Genomic DNA, 5,006 nt, shown 5'->3' with positions numbered 1-5,006 from the left:
TGGTAAAAATCACTATTAAAATTGGATATAGATATCCCGTAGTCTTCCTTTATTTTCTTAAAATTTTACAGTTCTTTTAGAATTCAATGTCAACCAAATTCTAAACTCTGTATATTATCATATACAACTGGAACAGATTCTTTTGGATTCTCCTGCGCTTGCGTAGATAGTTTCAATCCTTATTTTAGTGGATCAGTCACTGGAACCCCAGTCTGATTTAGGATCATATTGATCATTATAAGTTTCAATCCTTATTTTAGTGGATCAGTCACTGGAACATGATTGATCAGATACAGGAGGTTCCAGAAGGAGTGTTTCAATCCTTATTTTAGTGGATCAGTCACTGGAACAAATCAAAAAGAGATCAAAAAAAATATTAAGCTATGTTTCAATCCTTATTTTAGTGGATCAGTCACTGGAACAAAAGGCCGACATCATCTTTATAACCAGCCCTCAAAGGTTTCAATCCTTATTTTAGTGGATCAGTCACTGGAACATCCCTGTAGTACTTTCTTCTTTCCTTAATTTTGCGTTTCAATCCTTATTTTAGTGGATCAGTCACTGGAACTGGGGAGGTGGCAATATGATCACAAGTGCAGGCCTCAAGTTTCAATCCTTATTTTAGTGGATCAGTCACTGGAACATCACTTTTGTCAGTTCTAAGTCTGCGGTCAATTTCGTTTCAATCCTTATTTTAGTGGATCAGTCACTGGAACTGTTGTTTGGAGTCATATATGGGATATTGGAGATGAGTTTCAATCCTTATTTTAGTGGATCAGTCACTGGAACTTTTGATTCGACTTTTTGAACTTCATTTTGCGAAAAGTTTCAATCCTTATTTTAGTGGATCAGTCACTGGAACTCCTATTCCAGACAATTTATTGTCTATATTTTTAGTTTCAATCCTTATTTTAGTGGATCAGTCACTGGAACCAATTTTTAATCTTTTTAACATAATATACCACTCCTGTTTCAATCCTTATTTTAGTGGATCAGTCACTGGAACTAAACTCATTATAATTCACCTCTCTTCCATCTTTTGTTTCAATCCTTATTTTAGTGGATCAGTCACTGGAACCAAATATTAGGTCATAAAACAAAGAAGTACTCAAGTTTCAATCCTTATTTTAGTGGATCAGTCACTGGAACGCGTTTAATGAGATTATATGAAGGAGCAAAAAACTTGTTTCAATCCTTATTTTAGTGGATCAGTCACTGGAACGAAAGATTAATTGAGATGCTGAAATGGTATAGCATAGTTTCAATCCTTATTTTAGTGGATCAGTCACTGGAACCAAGGTAGCAGAAAAAAAGAGGAGATTTTACTCCTCGTTTCAATCCTTATTTTAGTGGATCAGTCACTGGAACATTCTCAATTGATTATTATAATGAAGAATTTACTATGTTTCAATCCTTATTTTAGTGGATCAGTCACTGGAACAGTTACTAACAATCTTATTAGTGATATAATTTGCAAGTTTCAATCCTTATTTTAGTGGATCAGTCACTGGAACCCAAAAGAAATCAAGAGCACAATCACACCTAAAGAGTTTCAATCCTTATTTTAGTGGATCAGTCACTGGAACATATAATTGAAGAAGGAGATGTTTTTGCAATAGGGTTTCAATCCTTATTTTAGTGGATCAGTCACTGGAACTTAATTGAGCACGAGATTGAAGTTGATGATGTAGTGTTTCAATCCTTATTTTAGTGGATCAGTCACTGGAACAATATTAGAAAGTCAGGAAAAAGAAAATAATAAGGCGTTTCAATCCTTATTTTAGTGGATCAGTCACTGGAACCTTCATTTCTCCTTATAGAAATATGTCTGATTGGATTGTTTCAATCCTTATTTTAGTGGATCAGTCACTGGAACCGAAATCCCTTCTATATCAAATAACTTAGATGATATGTTTCAATCCTTATTTTAGTGGATCAGTCACTGGAACTCAAAAACTGTTTCTAAAACAGTTTCTGGCAGCACGTTTCAATCCTTATTTTAGTGGATCAGTCACTGGAACATGAGTAAGTTAATGAAAGGTGATTTTAGCAGTTTGTTTCAATCCTTATTTTAGTGGATCAGTCACTGGAACGAGGAACTACAACACTCGCAGGAGAATCAACCCCGTTTCAATCCTTATTTTAGTGGATCAGTCACTGGAACGTTGTCTCCATTCGCCATTTACAACATATTTAATGGGTTTCAATCCTTATTTTAGTGGATCAGTCACTGGAACAAGGCGTTTAATAAGGTCATATGAGGGAGCAAAAACTTGTTTCAATCCTTATTTTAGTGGATCAGTCACTGGAACATTAAAAAACCTAATAGTATATACTGTACCATCTGGTTTCAATCCTTATTTTAGTGGATCAGTCACTGGAACGATGCAACTTTTGCTGCATTTGTGTGAGTTTCACTTGCGTTTCAATCCTTATTTTAGTGGATCAGTCACTGGAACCCAGGCATCGAGTCCAAGTGATCCGGTGTCCTTATGTTTCAATCCTTATTTTAGTGGATCAGTCACTGGAACACTTGGCTCCATTCAGTTTCAAGTGGCTGCATCCCGTTTCAATCCTTATTTTAGTGGATCAGTCACTGGAACCATTTCCCTTGATAGTTATAGACCCTCTCGAAACCATGTTTCAATCCTTATTTTAGTGGATCAGTCACTGGAACTCTGCCGCGATTACTTTCTGACTGCACTCTAACCTTGGTTTCAATCCTTATTTTAGTGGATCAGTCACTGGAACACAAAGTCTATATTTTTCTGCATTAGTGTAATTTTTGTTTCAATCCTTATTTTAGTGGATCAGTCACTGGAACTAGGCATTTAAATCACCTGACTTCTCACATTTCAAAAGTTTCAATCCTTATTTTAGTGGATCAGTCACTGGAACTTCGCCAGTCCAAAAATCATAACTATCACCTTCAAGTTTCAATCCTTATTTTAGTGGATCAGTCACTGGAACATCTACATCCCCTAACGGCTTAAATAGAAAAGTTGATGAGTTTCAATCCTTATTTTAGTGGATCAGTCACTGGAACTATAATAATATTATGGTTATTAATTATATAGCTAGTTTCAATCCTTATTTTAGTGGATCAGTCACTGGAACTTTGAAGGCGAGAATACTTAAGGAGGTTATAGTGTGTTGTTTCAATCCTTATTTTAGTGGATCAGTCACTGGAACATATCGTCCTTATTAGTGAATGATATACTATTATAAGTTTCAATCCTTATTTTAGTGGATCAGTCACTGGAACTTCTTTTTTATAATCTTTGGTTAGTAGGTTTACAAGTTTCAATCCTTATTTTAGTGGATCAGTCACTGGAACTAAGATTGGGGATTATATTAATGCAGCTTATAACTAGTTTCAATCCTTATTTTAGTGGATCAGTCACTGGAACTAATCAAACTTATTAATTCGATAGAATACGGATCTATGTTTCAATCCTTATTTTAGTGGATCAGTCACTGGAACTCTTGAAAGAAAGATTAATGACCTGTTAGGGTTGATGTTTCAATCCTTATTTTAGTGGATCAGTCACTGGAACTGGCGGCCAGAAAATTTACATTATAATGAGGAGGAAGTTTCAATCCTTATTTTAGTGGATCAGTCACTGGAACTTGATGAGTTGTTTGACATAATACAGGCGGTGGAAGTTTCAATCCTTATTTTAGTGGATCAGTCACTGGAACCATCACGGGACTTACGGAATACATGGCAAACACGGGTTTCAATCCTTATTTTAGTGGATCAGTCACTGGAACTTTTGAGCAGGAATGTATTTCAAAGCTAGGGGAATGTTTCAATCCTTATTTTAGTGGATCAGTCACTGGAACATAATCAGGAAAAGCAGCCGTCAGTATCAGATCAGCAGTTTCAATCCTTATTTTAGTGGATCAGTCACTGGAACTGGCAAAAAGGACACAATCCAGAGTTCACAAAATGTTTCAATCCTTATTTTAGTGGATCAGTCACTGGAACTATTCTTCTATATGATTTATCTTTGAAAGAGAAAATGTTTCAATCCTTATTTTAGTGGATCAGTCACTGGAACTAAGCCTCTCTGCATTCTTGCCATTCTTTACTCTTAGTTTCAATCCTTATTTTAGTGGATCAGTCACTGGAACCCGATATAATTCAAATTAACTTTTATAACAGTCATTATAGCAATTCTTCTAGATTTTTTTCTAACCATTTTCCCAACTAAATCTAAAAAAATAGTTAAATTAACACCAAATTCCGCGACTTTGACTATCCTGACCAAACTGGCATCTATTGGATTGTCAAGGTTCAATATTCTCAAGCAAAATAATTTTGCCTCAGAATTTATAATTTTTTCTCTTTCTTAGTTATATTTTATAAAATTTTCAGTCTTAAAACAAGCTCAATCAAGAATTTCTTCTCTACTTATTGTCCCAAAACCTCTACTAGTCGATTTTCCTAATCCTATAAATTCAGGTAAATAAATATTGCTGTAAAAGTAACCTTTAAAACCAATCATCGCTTCATTTTTGAATTTAACTGAAATCTCCTCTAATTTTGCTTCTATAACTATTTCTTCTTCAATCCACCAGTCTATTCCTTTTGCAAAGCTAAGTATATTACCAATGATTAACCGTTTTAAGAACTTCATTTTTTTCTTCGCTGAGGCATCAAGATAATCATGTCTATATTTTTTATAATTTTTCTGGCTTAATCCCAACCAGGGAGTAATAAAATTATATTTATAAGCCGGCATATCATAGTTATTATTAATAAATAGCTCTTCCTGATCTACATTTAATCTTCCCGCCGGATTAATATATACTTTATTTTCAAATCTCAATTCATCAATATTCAAAAAATTATTTATTATTTTTTCTGCTCCTTCACCCAAACCAATTATTAATGGCTTCTTGTCAATTATTTTATATTGAATCAACGGATATTTATATCTTAAACTACCGTCTTTTTTATGTTGATGAAATAAAACATCTTTAAATTTATTCGCAAAATA

The 5,006-nt window shown here is 34.1% G+C and carries 1 protein-coding gene and 1 CRISPR repeat array; the gene reads right to left on the bottom strand.

Annotated elements, in window-relative coordinates; all coding sequences use genetic code 11:
• Window positions 1-169 precede the first annotated feature (169 nt).
• Window positions 170-4,137: a CRISPR direct-repeat array (repeat unit 37 nt; unit sequence GTTTCAATCCTTATTTTAGTGGATCAGTCACTGGAAC).
• Between the two features lie 257 nt (window positions 4,138-4,394).
• The coding region (locus CI949_RS16745) for a CRISPR-associated endonuclease Cas6 (RefSeq protein WP_290768433.1) at window positions 4,395-5,006 on the bottom strand (612 nt) is incomplete at its 5' end.

This window comes from Halanaerobium sp. (genome assembly GCF_003070835.1).
The sequence above is the reverse complement of the archived record's forward strand: the minus strand, read 5'-3'. Positions and strand labels throughout refer to the sequence as shown.